This is a genomic window from Actinoplanes sp. NPDC051513 (assembly GCF_044454685.1).
Lineage (GTDB): Bacteria > Actinomycetota > Actinomycetes > Mycobacteriales > Micromonosporaceae > Actinoplanes.
The window spans coordinates 652,931-674,380 of the sequence record NZ_JBITDW010000003.1; the positions used below are offsets into that span (position 1 = coordinate 652,931).

At 72.2% G+C, this 21,450-nt stretch carries 19 protein-coding genes; 8 read left to right on the forward strand and 11 right to left on the reverse strand.

The window, feature by feature from the left end:
- Positions 1-55: 55 nt before the first annotated feature.
- Genes ACIA5D_RS13085 through ACIA5D_RS13105 form a run of 5 tightly spaced genes read right to left on the reverse strand, consistent with a single transcriptional unit; the run spans position 56 to position 7,041 of the window.
- Positions 56-1,099 carry a glycoside hydrolase family 43 protein gene (locus ACIA5D_RS13085; RefSeq protein ID WP_396030083.1) on the reverse strand — a complete coding sequence of 348 codons (1,044 nt, stop codon included), beginning with the start codon at positions 1,097-1,099 and terminating at the stop codon, positions 56-58.
- Between the two features lie 53 nt (positions 1,100-1,152).
- Entirely contained in the window at positions 1,153-2,229 is a 1,077-nt protein-coding gene (locus ACIA5D_RS13090) for a DNA glycosylase AlkZ-like family protein (RefSeq protein ID WP_396030084.1), read from the reverse strand.
- 17 nt (positions 2,230-2,246) lie between these two features.
- On the reverse strand, positions 2,247-3,947 hold the full coding sequence (locus tag ACIA5D_RS13095) for a RiPP maturation radical SAM C-methyltransferase (RefSeq protein WP_396030085.1): 1,701 nt from the start codon (positions 3,945-3,947) through the stop codon (positions 2,247-2,249).
- Positions 3,944-4,249, reverse strand: coding sequence for a hypothetical protein (locus tag ACIA5D_RS13100; RefSeq protein ID WP_396030086.1), 306 nt, complete (start codon positions 4,247-4,249; stop codon positions 3,944-3,946). Before ACIA5D_RS13100 ends, ACIA5D_RS13095 begins: the two co-directional genes overlap by 4 nt.
- A 44-nt stretch (positions 4,250-4,293) precedes the next feature.
- Entirely contained in the window at positions 4,294-7,041 is a 2,748-nt protein-coding gene (locus ACIA5D_RS13105) for a BTAD domain-containing putative transcriptional regulator (protein WP_396030087.1), read from the reverse strand.
- A 97-nt stretch (positions 7,042-7,138) separates the two neighbouring features.
- Between ACIA5D_RS13105 and ACIA5D_RS13110 the strand changes: the two genes are divergently transcribed.
- Positions 7,139-7,492 (forward strand): hypothetical protein, encoded by a 354-nt coding sequence (locus tag ACIA5D_RS13110; protein WP_396030088.1) that lies wholly within the window; start codon positions 7,139-7,141, stop codon positions 7,490-7,492.
- 122 nt (positions 7,493-7,614) lie between these two features.
- Positions 7,615-8,559: a helix-turn-helix domain-containing protein gene (locus ACIA5D_RS13115; RefSeq protein ID WP_396030089.1), complete on the forward strand. Its 945-nt coding sequence runs from the start codon at positions 7,615-7,617 to the stop codon at positions 8,557-8,559.
- A gap of 46 nt (positions 8,560-8,605) precedes the next feature.
- Here the strand turns inward: ACIA5D_RS13115 and ACIA5D_RS13120 are convergent, their stop codons facing one another.
- Positions 8,606-8,908 (reverse strand): hypothetical protein, encoded by a 303-nt coding sequence (locus ACIA5D_RS13120; RefSeq protein WP_396030090.1) that lies wholly within the window; start codon positions 8,906-8,908, stop codon positions 8,606-8,608.
- 121 nt (positions 8,909-9,029) lie between these two features.
- Complete coding sequence (locus ACIA5D_RS13125; protein ID WP_396030091.1) at positions 9,030-9,242, reverse strand: hypothetical protein; 213 nt, start codon at positions 9,240-9,242, stop codon at positions 9,030-9,032.
- A 202-nt stretch (positions 9,243-9,444) separates the two neighbouring features.
- On the opposite strand from ACIA5D_RS13125, the gene ACIA5D_RS13130 reads away from it, so the two are divergent.
- Both ACIA5D_RS13130 and ACIA5D_RS13135 read left to right on the forward strand, forming a co-directional pair.
- Entirely contained in the window at positions 9,445-10,284 is an 840-nt protein-coding gene (locus ACIA5D_RS13130) for a helix-turn-helix domain-containing protein (protein WP_396030092.1), read from the forward strand.
- 8 nt (positions 10,285-10,292) lie between these two features.
- Positions 10,293-10,487 (forward strand): DUF397 domain-containing protein, encoded by a 195-nt coding sequence (locus ACIA5D_RS13135; protein ID WP_396030093.1) that lies wholly within the window; start codon positions 10,293-10,295, stop codon positions 10,485-10,487.
- Here ACIA5D_RS13135 and ACIA5D_RS13140 read toward each other — a convergent pair.
- Positions 10,478-10,930 (reverse strand): DUF6232 family protein, encoded by a 453-nt coding sequence (locus tag ACIA5D_RS13140; RefSeq protein ID WP_396030094.1) that lies wholly within the window; start codon positions 10,928-10,930, stop codon positions 10,478-10,480. The genes ACIA5D_RS13135 and ACIA5D_RS13140 overlap by 10 nt on opposite strands.
- 510 nt (positions 10,931-11,440) lie before the next feature.
- A complete protein-coding gene (locus tag ACIA5D_RS13145) occupies positions 11,441-12,391 on the reverse strand; it encodes a ricin-type beta-trefoil lectin domain protein (RefSeq protein ID WP_396030095.1) in 951 nt (316 codons plus the stop codon).
- Between the two features lie 162 nt (positions 12,392-12,553).
- On the opposite strand from ACIA5D_RS13145, the gene ACIA5D_RS13150 reads away from it, so the two are divergent.
- Positions 12,554-15,208 (forward strand): hypothetical protein, encoded by a 2,655-nt coding sequence (locus ACIA5D_RS13150; RefSeq protein ID WP_396030096.1) that lies wholly within the window; start codon positions 12,554-12,556, stop codon positions 15,206-15,208.
- A 7-nt stretch (positions 15,209-15,215) separates the two neighbouring features.
- On the opposite strand, the gene ACIA5D_RS13155 is transcribed toward ACIA5D_RS13150, so the two are convergent.
- Complete coding sequence (locus ACIA5D_RS13155; protein ID WP_396030097.1) at positions 15,216-15,815, reverse strand: CGNR zinc finger domain-containing protein; 600 nt, start codon at positions 15,813-15,815, stop codon at positions 15,216-15,218.
- A gap of 66 nt (positions 15,816-15,881) precedes the next feature.
- On the opposite strand from ACIA5D_RS13155, the gene ACIA5D_RS13160 reads away from it, so the two are divergent.
- On the forward strand, positions 15,882-16,271 hold the full coding sequence (locus ACIA5D_RS13160) for a RidA family protein (RefSeq protein WP_396030098.1): 390 nt from the start codon (positions 15,882-15,884) through the stop codon (positions 16,269-16,271).
- A gap of 9 nt (positions 16,272-16,280) precedes the next feature.
- Here the strand turns inward: ACIA5D_RS13160 and ACIA5D_RS13165 are convergent, their stop codons facing one another.
- A complete protein-coding gene (locus ACIA5D_RS13165) occupies positions 16,281-19,019 on the reverse strand; it encodes an ATP-binding protein (RefSeq protein WP_396030099.1) in 2,739 nt (912 codons plus the stop codon).
- Between the two features lie 91 nt (positions 19,020-19,110).
- Here ACIA5D_RS13165 and ACIA5D_RS13170 point away from each other — a divergent pair, with 91 nt between their 5' ends.
- Positions 19,111-19,932: a class I SAM-dependent methyltransferase gene (locus ACIA5D_RS13170; protein ID WP_396030100.1), complete on the forward strand. Its 822-nt coding sequence runs from the start codon at positions 19,111-19,113 to the stop codon at positions 19,930-19,932.
- On the forward strand, positions 19,929-21,305 hold the full coding sequence (locus ACIA5D_RS13175; RefSeq protein WP_396030101.1) for an aminotransferase class V-fold PLP-dependent enzyme: 1,377 nt from the start codon (positions 19,929-19,931) through the stop codon (positions 21,303-21,305). The genes ACIA5D_RS13170 and ACIA5D_RS13175 overlap by 4 nt, the downstream gene beginning before the upstream one ends.
- The last annotated feature ends 145 nt before the right edge of the window (positions 21,306-21,450 follow it).

Here is a 21,450-nt window from a genome sequence, read left to right on the forward strand (position 1 = left end):
CCTTCCTCGAAGGGGTGCTCCCACGCCACCTTGAGAATAGATGAGTGTAGATATATTACTCGAAGAACTTCAGCCCGAAACCCGTGTTCGTTGTCGCGCCGGGGACGTTGGCGCGGCTGTAGGTCACGCTGCCCCACCAGCAGAAGGTCCCCGTGTACCAGTAGCGGTTCGACCACGAGTACGGCGTGCCCTTCGGCACCGCGTGGAACATCAGCGGGAAGCGCGGCCCGGCCGGCGGCGACGTTGCGATGTCGCCGTTGAGCAGCACGAAGCTGTGGCTGCCCGGCCCGTTCACGTAGAGCGTCGGATCCCAGCCGGCCATCATCGTGGCCCGGTTCGAGCCGAACAGGCAGCCGTTCGACTTGTACCAGTCCCAGACGTACGTGGGGTCTCCGCCGGCCCGCAGCCGCAGCTCGCCCAGGCAGTACTGGTCGCTCCACGAACCGTTGGCCGAGTACACGATGTGCAACTGGCCGTTGGGGTCGCGGATCGGCGCGGGCGCCTCGTTGATGAACGGGTTGCCGACCACGCGCTCCCAGCTCTCCCGCGGCTGCGAGATGAGGAAGCGCGCGCCGGTCGGCGTGGTCGGCGAGCTCATCCGGGCGAGATAGAGGTTCTGCTCGACGTTGGTGTCGCCGGCCCAGCCCGACCAGACGAACCAGCGCTGGCCGTTGAAGGTGAACATGGTCCCGTCGATGGCCCACTTGTTGTCCGGCAGCGCCAGCTGCGTCTCGGCGGTGTAGCCGCTGTCGGCCGTGGCCGAGCTGATCACGAACATCCGGTGGGCGCTGCCGGTCCCGGCCGAGAAGTAGATGTAGTAGCGGCCCGAGTCGTACACGATCTCGGGCGCCCAGACCTCGCCGCGGCCGCGGCTGTCGGTCCAGACCCGCCGGGCGGCGGCGCTCGCCAAGGCATCGGTGGAAGCCGCCATGCGTACGGCGATGCCGCCGCCCGTCGATTGCGCGGAGATGTAGGTGCTCCCGATCCGGATGACGCTGGGATCGGCGGCACGCAGGCCGGTCTGGGCCGCGTCGGCGTGGCCGGCAACGGCGACCGTGCCGGCCAGCGCCAGCAGAAGTGCGAGGAGAAACCGTCTCATCCGTCGAGGGTTTCCCTAAACAAAGATAACCGTCAATGTATCAAGGGGCAGAGTCAGGCGGCGATCGAACCGACCGGCGCCAGCCCGAGCCAGTCCGCGAGCTCGGCGATCTCGGCGGCGACGGCACCCTCGTCGAACGCGATGTCCTCGTGGATCGCGTCGACCCGCAGGACGCCCTCCTTGCGGTCGGCGGTCGCGTCGACCTTGCCCACCAGCTGGTCGTCCACCACGATCGGCAGCGCCCAGTAGCCCCACTTCCGCTGCGCCGCCGGCTTGTACATCTCCAGCTGGTAGTCGAACCCGAACAGATCGGTCATCCGCTTGCGGTCGTAGACGAGCCGGTCCAGCGGGGACAGCAGCGCCACCCGCCCCTCGAACGGCTGGTCCAGCTGAGCCGGGTCGACCCGCCACCGGCCGCGGACGCCCTCGATCACGGCCTCCTCCCCGACGAACGGCTCGACCTGCTGCGAACGCCCGCGCACCAGGCCCATCGCGCTCAGCTCCCGCTCGTCGCGGCGGCGCAGCGCCTCCTCGAGCGGCGCCACCGGGTCGTCCGGGTAGACCCGCTCGGCCAGATCCCAGAGACGGTCGCCGCGGCGCCGGCCGGAGAGCGCGACCTCGCCGCGCTGCACCATCAGGTCGAGCAGGCGATCCAGGTTGCGGTTGTTGTTCCAGCCGCTCGACCGCCACGGGCGTACGCAGGTGTCGGGCAGCTCGCGGATGGTCAGCGGGCCCTCGGCGTCCAGCCGCGCCAGCACGTCGCGGCGGCACGCGTCGTTGTCGCGTACCCAATCCCGGAGATTTTCCTGCCAGGCGTTGAGCTTGCCAGGGCCGGGCCACGCGGCCATCTCGGCGCGGTGGAGCGCGATGTCCTCGGCCGGCCGGATCATGCCGCGCAGCTCGATCAGCGTGCGGTCCTCGAGCGCCTTGCCCAGATCGGCCGGCGAATAGCCGGAGCCGATCCGAGCCCAGGCGACGAGGTGGGCGCTGGGCGCGACGGCGGCGGTCTGGTCGTGTTGCAGCAGGGTCAGGCCGTGGACCAGGTCGAACAGGTTGTCCGGGCGTGCCGCGTCGAGCAGCTGGGCCCGTATCGCGATGCGCCGCGCCTCCGCCCGGGAGAGCTTGTGCATCAGCCGACCCTACGGCCTCAGCGGCCGGGTATCGCGGGCAGAGCGAGGCCGAGAGCGCGGTCACCGTCGAGAAAGACGAGGCCGCGGGCGGCGAGCTCGTCGAGGACGCGATCGACCGTCACCCGCGGCAGATCGAGGTCGCGAGATATCCCGGCGGCCGAGCGTGGCCGGTCGTCGCAGGCCAGGTAGATGGCGGCCACGGGGTCGGGGAACGTGTAGGTGCCGGGATGGCTGCGGCGGTCGCGGATCTGGAGCAGGCCGGGGATGGCGCGGTAGGTGAGCGAAGCGGAGGGCCATACGGATTGCCATCGCGCGACCTCGGCGCGGACGCCCTCGTAAACCGTGTCATCCAGGGTGGCGGGCCAGTCGAAGAAATACGCGGCGCGGGACAGATCCACCCCGGCGGGATAGACGTAGCGATAGCTGGGTTCGGGGCAGCCGTCGACGGACTGGAACAGCGGGCTGAAACGCTCCAGCCAGATCCGGTCGGCCGAGCCGGGCGGCTGCAGATGCACGAGGTGCGCCATGGCGGCGGCCTGCGCCTCGTAATCCGCCGCCGTCTCGCCGGGAAAGCCCCACAGCACGTTCCAGGCGACGTCGATGCCGTAGTAGCGGGCCCATTTCAGCAGGCAGACGTTCTGCGCGGCGCTCACCCCCTTCTTCATGAGGCCCAGCACGCGGGACCTGAGGGATTCGATGCCGGGCTGCAGCCGCCGCACGCCGGCCCGCGCCAGCAGGCGCAGATCGTCGCGGCCGAGGTTGGCCTTGACCTCGTAGAACAGGTCGTATCCGGCGTCGGTGAGCGCGGGCATCAGGGTGGTCAGATAGCGCGGGTCGAGAATGTTGTCGACGGCCTCGAAACGGAACGTGCGATAGCGCCGCGCCAAGGCGTCGAGCTCCTCGAGCACCCGGGAGGCCGGTTTGCTGCGATAGGCCATCGTCTCGCCGTTGAGGCCGCAGAACGTGCAGTGGTGTTTCGCGCCCCACCAGCACCCGCGGCTCGACTCGAAGGGGAGAATGACGCTTTCCCGGTCGAGAATGCCCAGCCGCTCCGCGCGTTCGAAGTATTCGTCATAGTCCGGGAGCGGCTCGACCACCTCGACCACCTCGGGCGACGAATCGGAAATGTTCGAAAGCTTGGCGAGCAGTGCGGGTAGCGCGGCTTCGCCCGGCCCGGCGACAGCGTGGTCGATGACGTCGATCGCGCGAAGGTATTCGTCGCCCATCTCGCCCTCGAAATTGGCGCCGCCGAAGATGGTGACGATGCCGCGATCCCGCAGCCGCCGAGCGAGGGCGAACGACGCGGTATTTTGCTGAAATGTCGAGGTGAAGCCAACAAAACGGGCATCGCGCCAGATCGAGTCGGCGGCCAGCGCATCGAGAAAGGCCGGAACAACCCGATCACGCAGATCAAGGAGATCAAGTTCCGGCAGGTCGTCCGCGAAATCATTCAAGATCTTCGCGTACGGGTCGGGAGCGTCGTCCCCGAACGCGGCCACCGAGAACAGCCAGTCCCCGAACATCCGCCCCCGATGCTGGGCCAGCACCCGATACGCGGACACGCCGATCAGAGCCGCGAAGTCCAGGTACGCGTGCATGACCCGTACCCGAAAACCCGCGGCCTCCACCGCCGGCTTGAGCAGCCCGAGCTGAATCGAGGGCCGGTCGCCGTCGGCGAACGGCATCGAGACGAGCACCACCGACGGGCCGCCGGTCACCGCCCGATCTTCCCCAGCGAGACCGCGACAACCTCCTCGGAGCCGTCGTCGCCGCCGGTGAGCGCCGCCGTGAACGCCTTGTCGAAGATGGTGGTGAGGTCGGGCAGCTCGCCGACCTGGGTGATGGTCACCCCGGGCGTGGCGCGTTTGACCTTGGTGTCCGTGACCTCGCGGCCGAGCGAGTCGGCGGCGATCGCGAAGATCGCCAGCAGCACGGACTGCTCGCGCTCGGTCAGGTCGAGCGTGGCGATCTTCGAGGAGAGCGAGTCGAGGTCCGGTCGGGTGATTTTCGTGGTCGTCATGGCTGACCTCCGCGACCCATGCTCGGCCCGCCCGCGCGCCGGGGTCAAGGCGCCGTCAGCAATCGGTCACGCACCGCCGCCGTATCGGGGTGCTCGAGGCCCTCGAAGATCTCCAACGCCTCGTGCCACGCCTCCCGCGCCGCCGGCAGCCGCCCCGCGTCGCGGCACGCGTCGCCCAGCGCGACCAGCGTGTCCGCCTCGTTGTACCGATCCCCGAACTCCCGGTACAGCTCCGCCGCCCGCCGGTAATCCGCCTCGGCCTCGGCATGTGAGCCCAGGTGGCGGTGGATGAACCCGAGGCTGTCGAGGGTCTCCGCCTCGCCGAACCGGTCGCCGATCCGCCGCTGCCGCCGCAGCGCCGCCGAGCATCGCGCCAGCGCCCGCCGGTGATCCCCGAGCCGGGCGTGGAACCAGCCCACCGCGTTCAGCGCACGTCCGACACCGGCGTCGTTGGCCGCCGTGCGGTGCTCGGCCAGCGCCAGCCGGGCCCGGTCGAGCGCTTCCCGGTCGCGGCCTTGCCGTTCGAGCACCCACGCCGCCGTCCGGTGCACCCGGGCCCGGCCACCCGGGTCGCCGAGCTTGCCGTACAGGACGAGCGCCTCGTCGAGCTCAGCCGCCGCCTCGTCGAAGCGCCCGAGCCGCACCTGCGCCGACCCCAGCATCCGCCGCGTCTCGGCCCGCAACACCGGATCGCCGAGCCCGGTCGCGGCCGCGAGCGCCGCCGTCAGCGCGTCGACCTTGTCCTGCCAATGGCCCGCGTAGTCCAGGAAGGACACCAGCGTCCAGGCCAGCCAGACGGTCTTCGCGGAGTCCGGCCGCCGCGTGAGGGCCAGCATCACCGGGCGCTCGCCGGCCAGCCAGGCCATGGCCTCCCGCCGGTCGGTGAAATCGGCGACCGTCGCGCCCGGCACCGGCTCGTCCAGCTCGACCCGGTCGTCGCGGTGCGGCTTGAGCAACACATCCGCGCGATGCGCGGAAAGCAGGTAATGATCGAGCAGGCGGGTGGTGGCGGCGTGCCGGTCCGCCGCCGGGTCCTCGTCGCGATTTCTCCCGATCGCGTACGCCCGGAGCAGATCGTGCAGCTCGAACCGCGCACCCTCCCGCTCGCCGATCAGATGCGCCCCGGCCAGCTCGGCCAGCAGCCGCCTCGCCACCGCCGGGTCCTCGCCGGCCAGGCTCGCCGCCGCCGCCACCCCGAACCGCGGCCCCGGATGCAGCCCGATCAGCCGGAACAGACGTGCCGCCGCCGGGCTCAGCTGCTGATACGACCAGTCGAAGGCCCCCCGCACGTCGGTCGAGCGGTCCTCGGCCGGCGCGTCGAAGCCCTCCCGCACCTCGTCGGCCACCGTGCCCAGCGACAGCCCCGGCCGGGTCACCGCCCGCGCCGCCACCACCGCGAGCGCCAGCGGCAGGCGGGCGCACGCGCCGATCAGGGCGGTCACCGCGCCCGGCTCGGCGGCCACCCGCTCGGCTCCGAGCCGGGCGCGCAGCAGCAACCGGGCCGCCGCGTACCCGGGCACGTCGAGCGCGACCGGCCGGGCGCCCTCGGCCACGACCAGCCCGGTGAGGTCGTTGCGGCTGGTCACGACCGTGAGGCAGCCGGGTGTGGCGGGCAGCAGCGGGCGTACCTGCTCGCTGCTGCGCGCGTTGTCCAGCAGCACCAGCATCCGGCGGCCGGCGAGCAGGCTGCGGTAGAGCGCGGTCTGCCCGGCCAGGGCCGGCGGGACGGCGTGCGCGGGCACGGCCAGCGCGGCCAGGAAGTCACGCACCACCTCGCCGGGGTCGGCCTGCTCGCCGTCCGGGTCGAAGCCGCGCAGGTCGGCGTAGAGCTGGCCGTCCGGGAAGCGGGCGCGCACCCCGTGCGCCCAGCGCACGGCCAGGCTGGTCTTGCCGACGCCCGCGGTGCCGGCCAGCACCGTGACCCGGGCGCTGTCGCGGCCGTCGACCAGCGCGTCCAGCCGGTCGAGCTCGGCCTCACGGTTGACGAACTCGGGCAGCCGCGGCGGCAGCTGGGCGGGAGCAACCGTGGTCTCCGGCGCGGTCTCCAGCGGGGTTTCCAGGCCGGGATCGGCGTCCAGCATCCGGCGGTGCAGCCGTTGCAGGGCGGCGGCCGGCTCGACGCCGAGCTCGTCGCGCAGCAGCCGGGTCAGCGAGCGGAACTCCTCGAGCGCCGCCTCCCGCCGCCCGCCCCGGTAGAGCGCGAGCATCAGCAGGCCGCGCAGCCGCTCATCGGCCGGATGCTCGGCGACCAGCAGGCGCAGCTCGTCGACGAGGTCGGGCGAGAGCTCCGCCTCGATCCGATCGGCGGTGACCGTGAGCCGCAGCTCGCCGAGGCGACGGCGCTCGGCCGCCAGATAAGGGCCCGGCAGGCCGTCGCAGAACGGGCCGCGCCAGACGTCGAGGGCGTTCCGCCACGCGGCCACGGCGCCGGGCAGGTCACCGTTCCTCCGGGCCGCGCGACCGGTCGCGACCTGCCGCTCGAACCCGTCGAGGTCGCGGTGACCGGGCGGCACGGCCAGCACGTAGCCGTGGTCGGTCCAGGAGAGCGGGCGGTCGGGGGCGAGCGCGGCGCGCAGGGCCGAGATGTGTTTCTGGAGCTGGTTGACCGCGTACGCGGGAGGCTCCTCACCCCAGATCGCGCCGATCAACCGGTCGCGGCCGATCGGCCGGTTGGCACGCAGCAGCAGCGTGGCCAGCACGGCGCGCCGCTGCGCCGAGCCCAGGTCGACGAATTCGTCGCCGCGCCGGGCCCGCAGCGGACCGAGCAACTCGAACCGCAGGTCCGCATCCATCGGGGATCAGGCTATTGCCGGTCCAGCGCGCGTTCCAGGGGTCGTTCCAGCGGGGCCCGTGAGGCTCGGTTCAGAAGGCACACCACGAGGGGGAGAAATGCCCAACCTGACCGATTACACCGTCATCCAGGACACCTCGGTAACCCTGCCGAAGTCCAATGGGGACATCGACCACGACTACCCGAAGTTCGGCGCGGCCGGCCTCGGCGCCGGCCGCACGATCCTGATGTTCCGGGTCAACCCGGCGGGCGAGGCCGAGCTCAAGGTGACGCTCAACAACGCCGAGGTGCTGACGACGACGTTCAGCACCGACCCGCAGCGCTCGTGGCACGAGGTCATCGACGACGGCGTGCTCAAGGACAGCGACAACGTCCTGACCATCACCCGCAACGACGGGTCCGGCTCGCTGACCGTCTCCGACGTCGTGATGCTCTACCAGCACGAGATCTGATCCCCGCGGGGCCGCGCCGGCACGTGTGTCCGGCGCGGCCCGCTTTCTTTCCGCGGGTTGCATTGTGATCTCGTGGCATTGGTCTCATAGCCGCGGCTTGGGCCGGTTCGTACAGTGGGCGCGTGGTTGAGCGGCTGGATCTGCTGCCCGCCTCCGAGGAGCACGCCTACCGGCTGCTCGTGCGGATGGCGGGGGCCGGCGCGGGCGAGTTCGCCGAGCAGGCCGGGATGGTGCCGGGCGAGGCGACCGCGCTGCTGGAGACGTTGCAGCGCAAGGGCCTGGTCACGGCCGGGCCGACGTACCACGCCCTGCCGCCCGACGTGGCCCTCGGCGAGGTGCTGCTGCGCGAGCAGGAGTCCCTCGAGTCGGCCCGGCAGCTGGTCGCCGCGCTCAGCGAGGAGTACCGCAGCAACACCCGGCGGCGCAGCGCCGACCACCTCGTCGAGATCGTGGTGGGCGCCGAGACGCTGCGCGATCGGCTGCGCGAGATGCAAGACTCCGCGCGCGACGAGATCCTCTGGTTCTGCCGGGCCAATCCCCTCGCGATGCAGGGGCCGGACAACGCCGAGGAGACCGGCGCGCTCAAGCGGGGCGTGCGCTACCGGGCGATCTACGAACGGGCGCTGCTCGAGAAACCGGGCGAGCTGTCCAGCATCATCGAGGCGGTCGGCATGGGCGAGCAGGCGCGGGCGTTGCCGGCCCTGCCCGTACGCCTCGCGATAGCCGACCAGGCGCTGGCGATCTGCCCGCTCGTGCCCGACGCCGAGTGGGGCGTGGCCGAGCCGACCGCCGCCGTGATTCGCTCCGGCGAGCTGCTCGGCGCGATGCTGGCGTTGTTCGAGAGCTATTGGGAGAGGGCGACGCCGGTGCTCGGCGAGGCGGCCGAGGAGCCCGACCGGCTGCTGCTCTCGCTGGTCGTGGCGGGCATGCCGGACAAGTCGATCGCCACCCACCTCGGCGTGAGCAAACGGACCGTGCAGCGCCGCCTCGACCGGCTGATGGCGGTGGCCGGCGTCGACAGCCGGCCCGGCCTGGCCTTCCAGGCCGCGAAACGCGGCTGGTTGTAGGGCGTCGCCCCATCGAAGGGCAGGTCGAAGCCGCCGCCGATCGGCATCATGGCCGGCGGAAGGTGACCCGGCGGAGCATCGTGCGGTGAAATGCCCACCGGATCGTCCGCCGCGATGCCGCCCGGCGATAGGTGCGCCGGAGGCTGATCCGCCGGAAGGTAGCCCGGCAGCACGCGTTCTCCGAGCCCGGCCGCACCGGCGCCACACACCCGGCGTCGACCGCGGGGGCGTGCGGGATGACGTCGTTGGTGCGAAGCGTTGTCGCCGGCGCTGCTGGGGTGGTGGCGCGGGCGGGTGCGGCCGGGGTCCTCGGCGGCCCCGCCACGACCGGCACAGATACGCCGGGCATGATGGGTCTCCTTCGCGGTGGGGCAGCGGTACAAATTTTCAGTAGCAGTGCCGCTTTCCCAAAAGGGCAAACCCGTGCCGTACAAGCGCCATGGCACGATGTGGACACCGCAAGTCGTGTATCAGTGCGTCCAGCGGATGAACCGCTCGAACAGCTCGGTCGGCGGACCCGCCGGAAGGTCGCCGACCGCGTGATCGAGCCGCTCCCACATGTGCACGGCGAGGGCGATCCGGTCCATCCGCGCGGCCAGCTGATGCCGGGCCGGATCGCACGGCCACGGGGCGGCGCAGCAGTGGCAGCGCCACGACGGGCGCTCAGGCTCATGATCGGGCATGACCGCGTTCTCCCTGGCGGGGAGGAAAGGCAGGCGTCGATCTTCCTCGGCCGGAGCGGCGGCGGCTGCCGGGTCCGCCGCCGCTCCCGTGGCGCCAGTTTGCGCGCGCATTTTTTCGTGGTCAATTACGCACATGTATGTCGTCACCACAACGAGTGAACCTTTTCCTCGAAGGCGGCCATCGATCGTGCACAATGCGGCCGTGGACAGTCCCACGTTCGTGAGGTTTCAGCTCGGCGCCCAGTTGCGCCGCCTGCGCGACGAGGCCAAGGTGCCCACCGAGCGGGCCGCCGACGTCATCGAGGTGTCGGCCAGCACGCTGCGGCGCATCGAGTCGGGCCGGGTGGGCATCAAGGGCCCGGCGCTGACCGCACTGCTCCACGAGTACGGCGTGACCGACGCCGAGCTGCGCGAGACGCTGCTGTCCATGGCCCGCGCCGGCAAGCAGCGCGGCTGGTGGGCGAAGTTCGGCGACCTGCCGCAGGCGTACCGGCAGTACATCGGCCTCGAGTCGGCGGCCGACCAGATGCAGAACTTCGAGACGATCGTGGTGCCCGGGCTGCTTCAGACCGAGGCGTATGCAAGGGCAATGACCTGCTCCGACGCCTTCAAGCCCACCCCCGAGTGGATCGAGCAACGGGTGACGGTGCGGATGGAGCGGCAGAAGCTGATCCGGCAGGGGCGGCTCCGGCTGATCGCCGTCATGGACGAGGCGGTGCTGCACCGGCAGATCGGCGGCGTGGAGGTGATGCGCGATCAGCTCACCGCGCTGCTCGACGCGGCCGACCAGTGGAATGTCACGCTTCAGGTGATTCCGTTCCGCGAGGGGGCGTACGCGTCGATGCTCTCCTCGTTCGCGATCCTGAGCTTTCCTGACCACGCAGGAGTGGTTTACATCGAAGGTCTTACGGGGGACCTTTACGCTGAGGGTTCGGACGTCGAGCGATGCACGACCGTCTTCAACGACCTGCGATCGTCAGCGTTGTCGCCGTCCGAGTCGGCCGTGATCATCAGGCAGATCCGCGATGCGGAGCAGTCATAGGAGTAAGGATGCTCGACCAGAGTTGGCATAAGAGCACGCGCAGCGGCAGCAACGGTCAGTGTGTCGAGGCCCGCCGCTTCGGCAACACGGTCCAGATGCGGGACAGCAAGAACAACAAGGGCCCGGTCCTTTCCTTCACGCTGGCCGAATGGGCGGCTTTCACGACCGGCGTGAAGGACGACGAGTTCGACTGTCAGCCGTAGGGATACAGGTCGCGGTTGGCCTCGACGGCGCGGATGAGCGCGCGCCAGACGAAGCCGAACTGCTGGTGGTCGCGGGTGCCGAAGAGCACCACCCGCTGCCCCCGGATGACGGCGTGGATCTCCTGGTAGCGCGGGTTGCGTTGCGCGTCCCCGATGACGCCGATCGCCACGCCGCACGCGGAGACCAGCCCGGCGCAGACCATCAGCGCCGAGCCGTACGCGACCGCGAACGGCGCCGCGATCGCCAGCTCCAGTCCCGCGGTGACGGCCGCGACCTTGACCATCGGGTAGCGGTAGGTGAGGCAGCGGGTCATCCCGCGCAGCTCCGGTATCGCGACCCGGAGCCCATCCACCTCGACATGCCAGGTCGTAACGGTGATCTCCGCGCCCTCGTAGAGGACGCGCCACAACGGCTTGCTCCGGCTCGCGCTGCTCGTGGACATCTGTGACCCCTTCGTGACCCCGTGCCTCCATTAGAAGGGGTGGACGCTACTTGCAGGTAGCTAGAAGCCGTCCGCGAATCACGATGTGCGAAATCCCATCTGCAAAGTGCAGATAGCCGTGTGCCTCCCGCCAACGCCTTGAAACACATCTTCCGTACGTGGCGACGGCTCCTCGAACCGCAGTGAGGTCAGTCCCCGCCTGCCAACCCGAGCTCGCTGCAACGCAGGCCCGTGCCGGGACCACCGGGCTGAGCTGCCGCTCCGGCCCCGATCCCACGCGGCGGCAGTCCACGGATGATGAGTTCCCGCGCGCGCCGAGCGCGCCGAGCGGCAGGTCATCAACGGTGAGTTGGCGCGCGCTCTGAGCGGCAGGTCATCAACGGTGAGTTGGCGCGCGCTCTGAGCGGCAGGTCATCAACGGTGAGTTGGCGCGCGCTCTGAGCGGCAGGTCATCAATGATGAGTTCCGGCGTGCTCCGAGCGGCGACTTATCAAGGCCTGGGTGGCGCGGTTACGGGAGCGTCCAGCTCTGGTCCGAGGCGCCGGTGCACGACGTCACGCGGGTGGTTGCGCCCGCCTGTCCCGGGTCAGTGAGGCACTGGCCCGTCGATGGGTTGACCAGGGAGTTCGCGGAGCCGGCCCGCCACTGGGCCGCTGCCGCGTCGCCGCACTGCTGGATGTGGACGGTGCCGTCGCCCGTTGCCTGGGCGCAGCGGCCCGACACCCGCAGCGTGCCGTCGGAGGCCAGCGTGAACCTCTGTACCGCCAGGTTCGCGCAGCCCGTCACCTGCACCGGGCTTCCGTCCAGGCCGAGCAGGCCGCCCAGCGCCAGGCACCGGCCGCTCGCGGCCTTCACCGCGCCGGTGCGGTCCGAGGCGGGTGGCGGGGCAAGCGTCGCGGCCCCCGCCGACGGCGCCGCGGCCGACGCGCTGACCGGAGCCGAGACCGGGGCCGACGCGGAGGCCGAGGGCGATGGACTGGAGGAGCTCGGCGACGGGCTCGGGCTGTGCGAGGCCGACGCCCGCGCCGACGCGAGATCGGTGGGGTCGGCCGGCAGCGTCGCCTTGAAGCGGGGGAGGGCCGCGCCGGGCTGGGTGTCGTCCTTCGGCGGCGCGAAGATCAGCCAGCCGGCCACCGCGAGGGCCACCGCCACGCCGCCGGCCAGAGCCAGCAGGCGCAGGGCCAGGCCCCGGCCGCGGCGGGGGCGGCGAGGCGGCGGCACGGGGTCGGGCGACGGCTCGTCGACGATCACCGGCACCACCATGGTCGGCGCGTCGGCCGGGTCGCGGCCGGGCTGGTCGGGGACGGGGCCGATGTAGGGCCGGACCAGGACGGGGTCGGGCCGGGCGTCCTCGGGCCGGGCGTCCTCGGGCCGGGCGTCGTCGGGCTGGGCGTCGTCGGGCTGGGCGTCGTCGGGCTGGGCGTCGTCGGGCGTGGCGGCGTCGTCGTGCGAGTCGGTCATGTGTGCGCCTGGACGGGAGGGGGACGGGACAGGTAGGTGACCATACGCAGGATCGGTCCGAATGGATCAAACAGGGCATTGGTAAGCGCTTTCCTCAGATGCTGCGCGATCGCCGGGGCATCGATTGACATGGATCACCGCGACCGCGTACGGGTAGGCCTCATGACACCACCGCTGACCCGCCGCACGCTGCTCACCGGCGCTCTGGCCGCCGCGGCGCCGCTACCGGCCATCGACCTCGAGGGCGACGAGTTGCACGCCGAGCTGCATTGGCTCGACGGCCCGCCGAAGGAGACGACCGGCTGCGCGTGGGGTGTGCCGTGGCCGCGCGGCCGCCTCGCGCGGGGCACGAAGCTCGCGCTCACCACCACCGACGGCGCGAGCGTGCCGGTCCAGTCCTGGCCGCTCGCCTACTGGCCGGACGGCACGCTCAAGTGGACCGGCCACGCCATCGGCGGCGACAGCGCGGCGGCGGGCTACCGGCTGGCGCCGGGAACGCCCGCGACACCCCAGACCCCGGTCACCGTACGCCGTGACGGCAGCGACCTCGTTCTCGCGAACGGGACGGTGGAGGTCCGCCTGGCCACCCGCGGCGACGTCCCGATCCGGGAGATCCGCCGGGCCGGCCGGGTCACCGCCACCACCGGTCGTCTGGTCCTCGACCTGCAGGATCGCCCCGACGACGACAACGGAACCCCCAACCGGGCCGCCTACCGCGCCTCCGTCGAGCGCGCCGAGGTCGAGCGCTCCGGCCCGGTGCGGGCGGTCGTCAAGCTCACCGGGGCCTACCGTCGCGGCAACCGGCGGATCCTCCCCTGGACCCTGCGTGTGTACCTGTCCGAGGGCGAAGCCATCCGGCTCGTGCACAGCTTCACCTGGGACGCCGACCCGGCCCGCGATTTCGTCCGCGGCCTCGGCGTGCGCTTCGACGTGCCGATGACCGATGCCACCCACGACCGGCACGTCCGCTTCGGCGTGGCCGGCGGCGGGGTGTGGGGCGAGCCGGTGCGGGTGCTCACCGGGCTGCGGCGCGACCCGGGCGCCGCGGTCAACGCCGCCCAGGTCGCCGGGACGGCCACGCCGCCGGTCGCCGAGTGGAACCCGCAGGTCAGCGCCGGCTACCAGGTGCTGCCCGAGTGGAACGACTTCCGGCTCACCCAGGAGTCCGCCGACCACTTCACGATCGCGAAGCGCACCTCGGCGAGAGGCAGCTGGGTGGCGCACGCCGGCCGGGGGAAGCGAGCCGACGGGTTCGGCTACTGCGGCGGGGCGTCGGGCGGGCTCGGGTTCGGCCTCACCGACTTCTGGCAGCGGTTCCCGCGGGCGCTCGACATCCGCGGCGCGGCCGGCACGACCGCGCAGGTGACGGTCTGGTCGTGGTCGCCGTACGCGCCGGCGATGGACCTGCGGCACTACGACACGACCGCGCACGGCCTGGACCTCGCCTACGAGGACGTACAGGAAGGCTTCAGCACCCCGGAGGGCATCGTCGGGTCGACCGAGATCCTGTTGTGGGCCTTCACCCGTACGCCCGAAAGAAGCCGGATCGCGGCGTCAGGGGCCGCTCTCAGCGCAAGCCCGCAGCTGGTCGCCGCTCCCGAGTGGTATCACGCGGCGGGCGTCTTCGGGCGCTGGAGCCTGCCGGACCGCAGCACCCCGGCCCGGGCCACGCTCGAGGCCGCCCTCGACAACGAGATCGCGTTCTACGCGGGCCAGGCCGACCAGCGGGAGTGGTACGGCTTCTGGAACTACGGCGACGTCATGCACACCTACGACCTCGACCGGCACGAGTGGCGGTACGACGTGGGTGGCTACGCCTGGGACAACGCCGAGCTCGGCACGGACGCGCTGCTCTGGTACGCCTTCCTGCGCTCCGGGAGGCCGGCCCACTTCCGGCTGGCCCGGGCGATGACCCGGCACGTCAGCGAGGTCGACACGCACCACGCGGGCCGGTTCGCAGGGCTGGGCTCACGCCACAACGTCTCGCACTGGGGCGACGGGGCCAAGGAGGTGCGGATCGGGGAGTCGTTCACCAAGCGGTTCGCCTACTACCTCACGGCCGACGAGTTGCTGGGCGACCTGATCCGCTCGTCGCTGAAGGCCGACCGCACGCTGCTGACCGTCGAGCCGCTGCGCAAGGTGCTGCCGCCGCAGACGCTCGCGCCGACCCGGCTGCGGATCGGGCCCGACTGGTACGCCCTGGTGAGCAACTGGCTGACCGAGTGGGAGCGCACCGGCGACACGAGATGGCGCGACCGCATCCTGACCGGCATGAACGATATTTCGGGATTTGCGGCGGGGTTGTTCACCGGGGAAGCGGGCGGCGCCGTGGGCTTCGACCCGGCCACCGGCCACCTCACCAACTTCGACAAGGGCGACTACACGGGTGGCTACAACCTGGCCATGGCCTTCGCCGGCGAGCAGATTCTCTGGGAGGCGCTGGACCTGATCGCCGCGCCCGCGTTTAAAGCGACATTTCTGGACTTCGCCCGCTATGTGCAGGCACCGTCGGCCGAGAAGATCGCCCGCTACGGCTTCGACTTCAACCCGGGAGCCTTCCCGACCATCTACTCCCGGGTCACCGCCTGGGCCGGCGAGCAACTGGGCGACGCCGCCATCCGCAAGCGGGGCTGGGACCTGTTCACCAACGACCCGGCCGGCCGGCCCTGGCCCGCGCCGGTCACGATCACGGGCGAGTCGGTCGCCGAGCTGGTCCAGGAGATTCCCACGACGGCCGACTTCGCCACCAACGACTTCGCCCAGCGCGGCCTCGCCATCATCTCGCTGCTGGCGATCGCCCCCGGGGAGGCGCCCTGACGCCTGCTCATGAGTCGGCCCGCCGGGCGCGGAGAGCCCGGAGCTTGTGCCGGTTGCCGCAGCGTTCCATGGCGCACCAGCGCCGGGCGCCCGGACGGGACGAGTCGACGAAAACCATGGGGCAGTTGTCGCCGTCGCACTCGCGGATGCGCCCGGAAAGTGGCCCGGACAGCAACTCGACCATCTCGCGGGCGAGCGTCGACATCGCCTGCGTCGCCCGCACCGGCGGCGCCCACCGAGCGGTGGCGCCGCCGGTGGCCAGCTCGGGGATCAGCGGCGCCGCGGCCGCGGCCCGGTTGATGATCGCGACTGCGGCGGCCGGCAGGGGCCGGCCGGCCGCCCGGGCGTGTGCCGTCTCCCAGATCGCCTGACGGAGGGCCTTGGCCGCGGTCAGATCGCGGGCCGTCGCCGGGACGGTCAGGACGGCCGCCAGTGGCGGCTGGGCCAGCCACTCGGCCAGGGCGCCGGGCTGATGAAGGGTCTCGAACTTCGCATACTGCCCCTCGCCGCCGGTGTGCGCGAAATCGAGGCAGACGGCGCCGGCGTCGAACCAGAACGACCCTCCCTTGGGGTCGATCAGCAGCCGTCCGGTTGCGCTCGCTCGCATGACACCACTATAACTGGTGTGGTGTAAACCTCTATAACCGGTGTCATCGTGAACGGAGGCAACACCATGTCCGTACGGCACATCAACCCCGAGGGACTCCACCGCAGCCCGGCGTTCAGCCAGGCCGTCGTGGTCGAGCAGCCGGCCAAGACGATCTACATCGGCGGGCAGAACGGCGTCGACGCCGACGGCAAGCTCGTCGGTCCCACGCTCGGCGAGCAGGCCAGGCGGGCGTTCCGCAACATCGCGACCATCCTGGAGAGTGAGGGCGCGAGCCTGGCGAACGTCGTGCACTGGCGCATCGCCACCCCGGCCGGTCAGAGCTTCGACGAGGGTGTCGCCGCCTTCCAGGAGGTGTGGAACCCCGCCGACCCGCCGCCGGCCATCACCGTCCACGTCGTCGCGGGCTTGGCCCCCGGCTTCCTTGTCGAGATCGACGCCGTCGCCGCCGTGTGAGGTTCCGGCTCAGAGATGGGCGGCCAGCTGGGCCCGGGCGTCGCAGCCCAGCTTCTGGAAGGCATGCGTCAGGTGGGTCTCGACGGTGCGCCGCGTGACGTAGAGCTGCTCGGCGATCTCGCGATTGCTCAGCCCGCGCGCGGCCATCGTCGCCACCCGGTGCTCGGCCGACGTGAGCGACACCGCCGTACCCCGCGGCCGCGCCCCCGAGGCCCGCAGCTCCTCGTGGCACCGCCGCGCCAGCAGCCGCATCCCGCCCCCTTCGGCCAGCACCAGCGCTCGGCCGAGCGGGACGCGGGCCGCCGCGCGGTGGTTGCCCCGGCGCAGCGTCGCGCCGAGCTCGACCAGCGTACGAACGTATTCGAGGCGGAAGGGGGAGTCCACGAGGAGCGCGACGGCCTCCTCCAACGGCCCGATCGCCGCCTCGTGGTCGAGCGTTCCCGCGAGCGCGCGCAACCCGGCCGCGCGTGGACCCGGCAACCCCAACTGGGACGCCAGCGCGAGATGCTCCGACGCCAGCGACCGGGCCGCCTGCGTGTCGCCGAGCGCGACCAGCGCCCGGCAGTCGTCGACCCGCCAGGCGGCCAGCCCCGGGTGCTGGACCTCCACCCGCTTCCACGTCTCGGCCGCCGCCATCAGGTCGGTGTGCGCGTCGGCCGCCCGGTGCTGGGCCAGCCGTAGCCGGGCCCGGCGCTCGAGCGTCAGCCCGGCCATGATCGTTCCTTCCGGCAGGTCGCCGGCCGCCGCCAGCACCGTCGACGCCTCGTCCAGCTCGTCGAGCTCGGTCAGCGCTTCGGCCAGCGGGAAGATCGACCAGAGCAGGGCGTCCGGCGGGCTGTTGAGCCGCTTGAAGTCGTACGCGAGCCGCGCGTCGGCCTCGGCGTCGCGGATCCGCCCGGCGGCCAGGTGGGTCATGGCACGCAGGAAGCTGCCGTGCGCGAGCGCAATCCGCCACCCGCGCGGCCGGGCGAGGTCGATCAGCGCCGTGCACCTCTCGTGGGCCATGTCGATCTCGCCGTAGACCATGAGGATGAACTTGGCGAACGTGGTCAGGATCGAGTCGCTGTCCTCCGGCGGGATCTCGGTGACCAGCAACGGCAGGACCTGGTCGGCGGGGCGCACGTCGCAGAGCGCCTCCCACGCGCCGCAGACCCGCCAGAGCGCGAGATCGGAGCGGTGTCGCGACCGCACGTGGGCCTCGGCCACCCCGTCCGCCCGCATGCAGGCGAGGCCCACCAGCTCGGCCTCGAGCCGGCTCAGGACCTCGGGGTCGGAGGACGACGCGCAGTCGAGGCCCCGCCGGCACACCCGGATGGCGTCCTCGAAGTACCCGGCCAGGGCGAGCGCCCGCGTGCACGAGAGCGCGATGCGCGACCGCTGCGCGGGGTCGACCGCCATCTCGACCGCCGAGTCGAGCAGCCCGACCGCGCCCGGCCCGACCTGCGCGGCCAGCACCAGCCCGAGCCGGCAGCGCACCTCGGCCTCGTCGGCGGGGTCGGGCGGTGGCTCGGCGAGCGCCCGCTGCAGGAAGGCCGCCGCGCTCTCCGGCGCACCCCGCCGCCCCGCGCCCTCGGCCGCGACGCGCAGGGTTCGTACGGTCTCGGCGTCGCGGGCCGGCTCGCTGTGCAGCAGGTGCAGCGCGACCGCCTCGGGGTCGGCCCGCTCGCGGGTCAGGATCGCCGCGGCCCGCCCGTGCCACAGGGCGCGCTCGCTCGGCGGCATCCCCTGGTAGAGCGCGGCGGCCACGAGCGGGTGGGTCAGCTCGCGGTAGTTGAGCAGCCCGGCCGAGCGCAGCCGGTCGGCGAGCCGCGCGGCCTCGGCGGTGTCGAGCCCGGCGAGCTCGGCGGCGTGCCGCAGCGGCGCGCCCCGGCCGAGCACGGCGAAGGCGCGGGCCAGCGTGCCGGCCCCGGACGGCAGGCGGGACAGCTGTCGCTCGATGGCCCGGTCGACCTGCTCGGGGCCGAACGAGCTGAGCCGGGTCGCGGTCTCGAGCGAGGGCGGGATCCGCTCGGCGTACAGGTGGTCGATCAGCGCGCCGAGCAGGAACGGATTGCCGGCCGTGGCCGCGTGGCAGGCCTGCGCGAAGCCCGGCGCGGCGTCCGGCAGCCGCGAGTCGATCACCGACTCCACCGCGGACGGTCCGAGCGGCGCGGGTCGCACCGGCGGCTCGGCGGCCGCCGCGAGAAGGTCGGCCAGCAGGCCTGGCGACCCGGGCGGCTCGCCCGTGCGCACCGCGCAGAGGATGCCGAGCCGCAGGTCGGCGATCTGCCGCACGAGCTGCAGGAGCCAGCGCAGCGAGGGGGCGTCGGCCCAGTGCACGTCGTCGACGACCAGCAGCGCCGGCCCGCGCTCGGCCAGCCCGCAGGCGAGCCACACCAGGCCGTGGGCGGCCGCGTGCATGGCGTCGCCGTCGAGCGCCGGCTCGGCCCCCTCGGCGTCCAGCGCCCGCCGGGCCAGCGCGGCGGCGCCCACGGCCAGCCCGTCCCACTCGGCGCTCCCGCGCAGCGGCGCGAACAGCTGCCGCGCTATTCCCCAGCCGGCGTCGTGCTCGAGCGGCCCGCCCCACGCCCGCAGCACACGCACCCCGGCCGCGGCCGCCGCCTGCGCCGCCGCCGCGAGCAGGCTCGACTTGCCGATGCCGGCCGGGCCCTCGACGAGGATCAGCCGCCCGGTGCCGGCGCGTACGGAACCGAGCCGGGAGTCGAGGGCAGCCATCTCGGCGTCGCGCTGGAGCAGCACGCGAGGCATGACCCTGACGGTAGGCCCGTGCGGCCCGCCACGAAACCTCGTGGTCGGATCCACGATTCAGCATCGGCGATTCCGGCCGAGCATCAATGCCATGATTTCCTCTACCTCTGCCGAATATGCCCTCCGCCGGACGCCGGAGGAGTACGAGCGACTGCGGGCGCAGGCCCGCGTGTGGGAGGCCGCGACCGGCCGCCTGCTCGACCGGATCGGGCTCGCCGCCGGTGCCCGCTGCCTCGATGCCGGGTGCGGCCCGGGCGAGACGATGCGGCTGATGGCGCTGCGGGTGGGCCCCGCGGGCCGGGTCACCGGGATCGACGTGGACGCCTCGCTGGCCGCAAGCGCGCAGGAGACGCTGCACGAGGCCGGGCACCGGCAGTGCCGGACCATCGCGCACGACCTGACCGCGTACGAGTCGGTGCCCGGCGGCCCGTACGACCTGGTCTTCGCCCGCCTGCTGCTGTTCCACCTGCCCGAGCGGGTCGCCGTGCTGCGCCGCCTGTGGAACGCGGTCGCCCCCGGCGGCCACCTGCTGGTGCAGGACTACGACCTGAGCACGGTCGCCACCTTGCCGTCGTCGCCGGCCATGGACGAGGCGGGCCGGCTGATCTTCGGCACGTTCGGCGCGGTCGGCTGCGACGTGCGGGCCGGAACGTCGCTGCCGACGCTGTTCGCCCAGGCCGGGGTGGGCGCTCCGGACGGGACCGACGTGGCCGGCCGGGTCGATTCGTACGGATCGGGCCACCGGATGGTGGACAGCGTGCTGCGCAGCCTGATGCCGGCCGCCCTGGGACACGGCGTGGCGACCGCCCGCGAGGTGGAGTCGGCGCTGGCCGAGCTGGAGGCCGACGCGACCCGCAACCCCGACCGCCCGATGCTGTGGCCCCTCATGATCGGCGCCTGGAAGAAACGATGAACAGCCTCGACACCACCCGGATCCGGTCGTACTTCGACTTTCCCGCGGCCGGACGGGTGGTCACCAACAACGCCGCCAGCACGCAACCACCCCGGGAGCTGATCGGGCTCCTCCAGCGATGCGCGCCGTGGTACGAGAACGTCCACCGGGGCCAGTCCACCGCCTCGCGCCGCACGACCGCCATGTACGAGGCATCCTTCGACACGATCGCGGCCTGGCTCAACGCGCCCGGCCGCGGCTGCATCGCCACCTACCGCAACACCACCGAGGCGATCAACGCGGTGATGTACTCGCTGCTCACCGACTTCCGCGACGGCGACAACGTGGTCACCACCATGCTCGAGCACAACTCCAACTACGTGCCGTGGCACGCCCTGTGCCGCGAGATCCTCCCGCGCCTCGGCCGCCGCGTCGAGTTGCGCCTGGCCCGCTTCGACGCCACCGGCCGCCTCGACCTCGACCACTTGGCGTCCCTTGTGGACAAACGCACGAAGCTCGTCTGCTGCACCGGCGCCTCCAACTTCTTCGGCACCAAGCCCGATCTGTCGAAGATCCGAGCGATCGCCGACGCCGGTGGCTATCCCCAGCCGACCGGCGAGCGCCGCGCACTGCTCCTGGTGGACGCCGCCCAACTCGCACCCACCAGCGCCCTCGACGTCCAGGCCCTCGACGTCGACTACCTGGCGTTCTCCTTCCACAAGATGCTCGCGCCCTTCGGCGTCGGCGTCCTCTACGCCAAGCGGCACCTGCTCGACCACGCTCTCCCGTTCCTCTACGGCGGCGACATGATCGCCGATGGCGGCGTGACCACCGAGACCGTCGCCTGGAACGACCTCCCCTGGAAGTACACCGCCGGCACCCCCAACATCCTTGGCGTGATCGCCTCGGCCCAGGCCCTCCGCCTGCTCCTCGACATGGTCATGCCGACCGCCTTCTTCGGCGGCTCCGGCCCGTTGCCGCGCGTCGCGATCGAGGAGGTCATGGCCCGGGTGGGCCGGCACACCGCGAACCTCACGGCCCGGTGCATGGCCGGGCTCTCCGAGATCAAGAACCTCAGGGTGTACGGGCCTGAGCACCGCACGCCGCTCGTGTCCTTCACGATCGACGGCATCAGCCCGTTCGCCATCGCGGAGGCGCTCGACCGCCGCGGCATCGAGGCCCGCGCCGGCTGCCACTGCGCCACCCTCGCCCACCGCGCTCTCGGCCTCGACCCGCCCGCGACCTGCCGACTGAGCTTCGCCCTCTACAACACCCCCGACGACGTCGACCTCGCGACCGACGCCGTCCGCGAGACCGTCGCCGGCCGCCGAAGAGCCGGCAGGCCCAGGCCCGGACGGGCCCAGGTATCGACCGCAGCCGGCCGCCCGACGTAGGTCCTCGTCCACCCGGATCTTGATGATTTCCGGAGCGCCACGCGCCGCAAGTCTTCATCCGCGCCGCGCCGCACCGGGCAGCGCCGGGCCGCGCCGCACCAGGCAGCGCCGCGCCGCACCAGGCAGCGCCGCGCCGTCCGGGCAG

Coding starts and splice junctions, on each gene's coding strand:
- ACIA5D_RS13145 (WP_396030095.1), bottom strand. CDS start 12,391: ATGACCGACTCGCACGACGACGCCGCCACGCCCGACGACGCCCAGCCC.
- ACIA5D_RS13090 (WP_396030084.1), bottom strand. CDS start 2,229: ATGCACAAGCTCTCCCGGGCGGAGGCGCGGCGCATCGCGATACGGGCC.
- ACIA5D_RS13135 (WP_396030093.1), top strand. CDS start 10,293: ATGCTCGACCAGAGTTGGCATAAGAGCACGCGCAGCGGCAGCAACGGT.
- ACIA5D_RS13085 (WP_396030083.1), bottom strand. CDS start 1,099: ATGAGACGGTTTCTCCTCGCACTTCTGCTGGCGCTGGCCGGCACGGTC.
- ACIA5D_RS13125 (WP_396030091.1), bottom strand. CDS start 9,242: ATGCCCGATCATGAGCCTGAGCGCCCGTCGTGGCGCTGCCACTGCTGC.
- ACIA5D_RS13140 (WP_396030094.1), bottom strand. CDS start 10,930: ATGTCCACGAGCAGCGCGAGCCGGAGCAAGCCGTTGTGGCGCGTCCTC.
- ACIA5D_RS13110 (WP_396030088.1), top strand. CDS start 7,139: ATGCCCAACCTGACCGATTACACCGTCATCCAGGACACCTCGGTAACC.
- ACIA5D_RS13170 (WP_396030100.1), top strand. CDS start 19,111: ATGATTTCCTCTACCTCTGCCGAATATGCCCTCCGCCGGACGCCGGAG.
- ACIA5D_RS13150 (WP_396030096.1), top strand. CDS start 12,554: ATGACACCACCGCTGACCCGCCGCACGCTGCTCACCGGCGCTCTGGCC.
- ACIA5D_RS13100 (WP_396030086.1), bottom strand. CDS start 4,249: ATGACGACCACGAAAATCACCCGACCGGACCTCGACTCGCTCTCCTCG.
- ACIA5D_RS13155 (WP_396030097.1), bottom strand. CDS start 15,815: ATGCGAGCGAGCGCAACCGGACGGCTGCTGATCGACCCCAAGGGAGGG.
- ACIA5D_RS13160 (WP_396030098.1), top strand. CDS start 15,882: ATGTCCGTACGGCACATCAACCCCGAGGGACTCCACCGCAGCCCGGCG.
- ACIA5D_RS13120 (WP_396030090.1), bottom strand. CDS start 8,908: ATGCCCGGCGTATCTGTGCCGGTCGTGGCGGGGCCGCCGAGGACCCCG.
- ACIA5D_RS13175 (WP_396030101.1), top strand. CDS start 19,929: ATGAACAGCCTCGACACCACCCGGATCCGGTCGTACTTCGACTTTCCC.
- ACIA5D_RS13105 (WP_396030087.1), bottom strand. CDS start 7,041: ATGGATGCGGACCTGCGGTTCGAGTTGCTCGGTCCGCTGCGGGCCCGG.
- ACIA5D_RS13165 (WP_396030099.1), bottom strand. CDS start 19,019: ATGCCTCGCGTGCTGCTCCAGCGCGACGCCGAGATGGCTGCCCTCGAC.